This is a genomic window from Rhodococcus sp. 2H158, from assembly GCF_053764755.1.
The window spans coordinates 1-2,953 of the sequence record NZ_JBSNCE010000059.1 but is presented as its reverse complement, the minus strand read 5'-3'; the positions used below and the strand labels follow the sequence as shown (position 1 = coordinate 2,953).

The window sequence follows — 2,953 nt, the reverse complement described above, 5'->3', positions numbered from 1 at the left end:
CCCCCCACCCGGTGCACTCGCCCGCCCCCCACCCGGTGACCTTTCCCGCCACTCACGAGGTGTTCAACCAGGTCCCGGATCTGGTGCCCTACCAGGCGGCGGCGGACCCGGCGCTGCTCGAGGGCCTGCGCCGCGAGGGCGCGGCCTGGGCCGAGGACGAGGTCCGGGAGATCGGCGCGCTCGCCGGCAGTGTGCGCGCGCAGGACTGGGGCAGGCTCGTCAACGAGTACCCGCCCGTGCTGCGCACCCACGACCGCTACGGGCACCGCATCGACGAGGTCGAGTTCCATCCGCACTGGCACGACCTCATGACGGTGGCCGTCGAACACGGCATGCACGCGGCACCGTGGCGCGACCCCCGGGTCGGTGCGCACGTCGCCCGGGCCGCCAAGTTCTATGTGTGGGGCCAGGCGGAGGCGGGACACATGTGCCCGATCTCCATGACGTACGCCGTGATCCCGGCGCTGCGGCACAACCCGGAACTCGCCGCGACGTACGAGCCGCTGCTCGCCGCCCCGCACTACGACTTCGGGCTACGCGAACCGTCCACCAAGCGCGGCCTGATCGCCGGCATGTCCATGACCGAGAAGCAGGGCGGATCGGACGTGCGGGCCAACACGACGACGGCGACTCCCCAGGCGGACGGCAGCTACCGCATCGTCGGGCACAAGTGGTTCACCTCCGCCCCGATGTCGGACATGTTCCTCACCCTGGCGCAGACCGGGAGTGGCGTCTCGTGCTTCCTGCTGCCGCGGGTGCTTCCCGACGGCAGCCGCAACCGCATCCACATCCAGCGGCTCAAGGACAAGCTCGGGAACAAGTCCAACGCCTCCTCCGAGATCGAATACGAGGGCGCAACCGGCTGGCTCGTCGGTGCGGAGGGCCGCGGCGTCAACACCATCATCGAGATGGTGAACATGACGCGCCTCGACTGCGTCATCGGCTCGGCGACCGGGATGCGCGCGGCGACGCTGCGCGCGGTGCACCACGCCCGGCACCGGAAGGCGTTCGGCGCCCTGCTCGTCGACCAGCCGCTCATGCGGAACGTGCTCGCCGACCTGATCGTCGAGTCGGAGGCCGCGACGACCATGATGATGCGGCTCGCCGGCGCGACGGACCGCGCGTCGACCGATCCGCAGGAGGCGGCGCTGCGCCGCATCGCCCTTGCGGTCACCAAGTACTGGGTGTGCAAGCGCGCCCCCGCGCATGCCGCGGAGGCCCTCGAATGCCTCGGCGGCAACGGCTACGCCGAGGAATCCGGGATGCCGCGGCTGTACCGCGAGGCACCGCTCATGTCGATCTGGGAGGGCTCCGGCAACGTCGCCGCCCTCGACGCGTTGCGGGCGATGGTCAAACAACCCGAGACCGTGGACGCGTTCTTCGCCGAGTTGCGCCTCGCCGAGGGCGCCGACCCCCGGCTCGACGACGCCGTGGCCCGGCTCGGCAAGGAACTCGCCGACCTCGAGAACGTCGAATACCGGGCCCGCCGGATCGTGGAGCTGATGGCGCTGGTGCTGCAGGGAGCACAGCTCGTGCGCCACGGGCATCCCGCCGTCGCGGACGCCTTCTGCGCCACGCGGCTGGGCGACGACTGGGGCATCGCCCTGGGGACCATGCCGACCGGCGTGGACACCGCGGCGATTCTCGCGCGCATCTGAACAGTGGCGATTCTCGCGCGCATCTGACCGGTGACGATCCGCAGGGCATACTGGGGTAACGACAACGATCGTCGAGCGAGGCCGGAGCCCCTCATGATCAGAAGCAGCGAATGGCGGGAATGGGGGGTCCCGGTCGAGGTGGCCGTCACCGAGTGCGCCGCACTGGTGGAGGCCGAAACGCTGGTGCGGGCCGCGATCGCGGAATCCGAGGCGGCCTGCAACCCCCAGCGTGGCGACGCGGAGATCCACGAGGTCAATCTCGCCCAGGGCATTCCCGTACAGGTCAGTCCGCGGCTGTCGGCGCTGCTGCGCTCGGCGCTCTGGGTCGCCCGGATGACCGATGGGGCGGTGAGCCCCTTGTCGGCCGACGACGCGGGAATCGACGAGGACGCCACCCCGCCCATCCATCCGCTTCCGGACTACAGCGACATCCACCTCGACGGCGAGACCGTGCTGGCCCCGTTCGGCGTCAACCTCGACATCACCGAAACGGCCAGGGCCGACACGGCCGATCGGGCCGCCGCGACCGTCGCACGCAGTCTCGAATGCGGTGTCCTGGTGCGCATGGGTGACGTGACGGCCACCGCCGGTCACAGCCCCGCCGGGGGCTGGCAGGTGGCCGTCCCCGGAGCCGGCACGGTCGAACTTCCGGCGGGCAGCGCGATGGCGACACGCGTGCGCGCTGCCGAACCCGACGAGGGGGAAGAGAACGGCGGGAACGACGTCGCCGGGCGGTGGGCGCAGGTGACCGTCATCGCCGGGGACGCGCTGTGGGCCGACGCCGCGGCCGCGGCGGCCCTGCGCCGCGGGGCGCCGGCGGTGCGGTGGCTCGAGCAGTACGATCTCGCCGCCCGGCTCGTGGACAGCGGCGGCCGGGTGCACACGACTCGCCGCTGGTCCCGCCCGCACGCCGCCTGAGCGGCGGAGCTTGCGCCCGAATCGGTGGGCTTGCCCCCGTTTCCACAGTCGGAAACCGGTGCAAGCCCGCCACGACGGATGCCTGCTCTAGTTCTGACGCCACCGCCGGATGGTGCGGATGAGGGTGTCGGTGGAGGTGTCGCCGGTGTCGGGCTCCGCCTCGCCGGTCAGGGCGGGTGCCAGGGCCAGGGCCTGGGTCTTGCCGAGTTCGACGCCCCACTGGTCGAACGAGTCGATGCCCCAGATCACGCCCTGGACGAACACCTGATGCTCGTACAACGCGATCAACTGGCCCAGCGTCGCCGGGGTCAACGCCGGGGCGAGCAGGGTGGTCGAGGGCCGGTTGCCGGGCATCACCTTGTGCGCCACCACCCCCG

2 protein-coding genes and 1 pseudogene are annotated in these 2,953 nt (G+C 71.5%); 2 read left to right on the top strand and 1 reads right to left on the bottom strand.

All coding sequences use genetic code 11. The features are described from left to right. Positions 1–35: 35 nt before the first annotated feature. Positions 36–1,658: an acyl-CoA dehydrogenase family protein gene (locus ACWPOB_RS28450; RefSeq protein WP_100058862.1), complete on the top strand. Its 1,623-nt coding sequence runs from the start codon at positions 36–38 to the stop codon at positions 1,656–1,658. A 93-nt stretch (positions 1,659–1,751) separates the two neighbouring features. Next, positions 1,752–2,576: an FAD:protein FMN transferase gene (locus tag ACWPOB_RS28445; protein ID WP_455402862.1), complete on the top strand. Its 825-nt coding sequence runs from the start codon at positions 1,752–1,754 to the stop codon at positions 2,574–2,576. An 87-nt stretch (positions 2,577–2,663) separates the two neighbouring features. On the opposite strand, the pseudogene ACWPOB_RS28440 reads toward ACWPOB_RS28445, so the two are convergent. Continuing rightward, a pseudogene (locus tag ACWPOB_RS28440) lies at positions 2,664–2,953 on the bottom strand (glucose-6-phosphate isomerase); the annotation flags it as partial.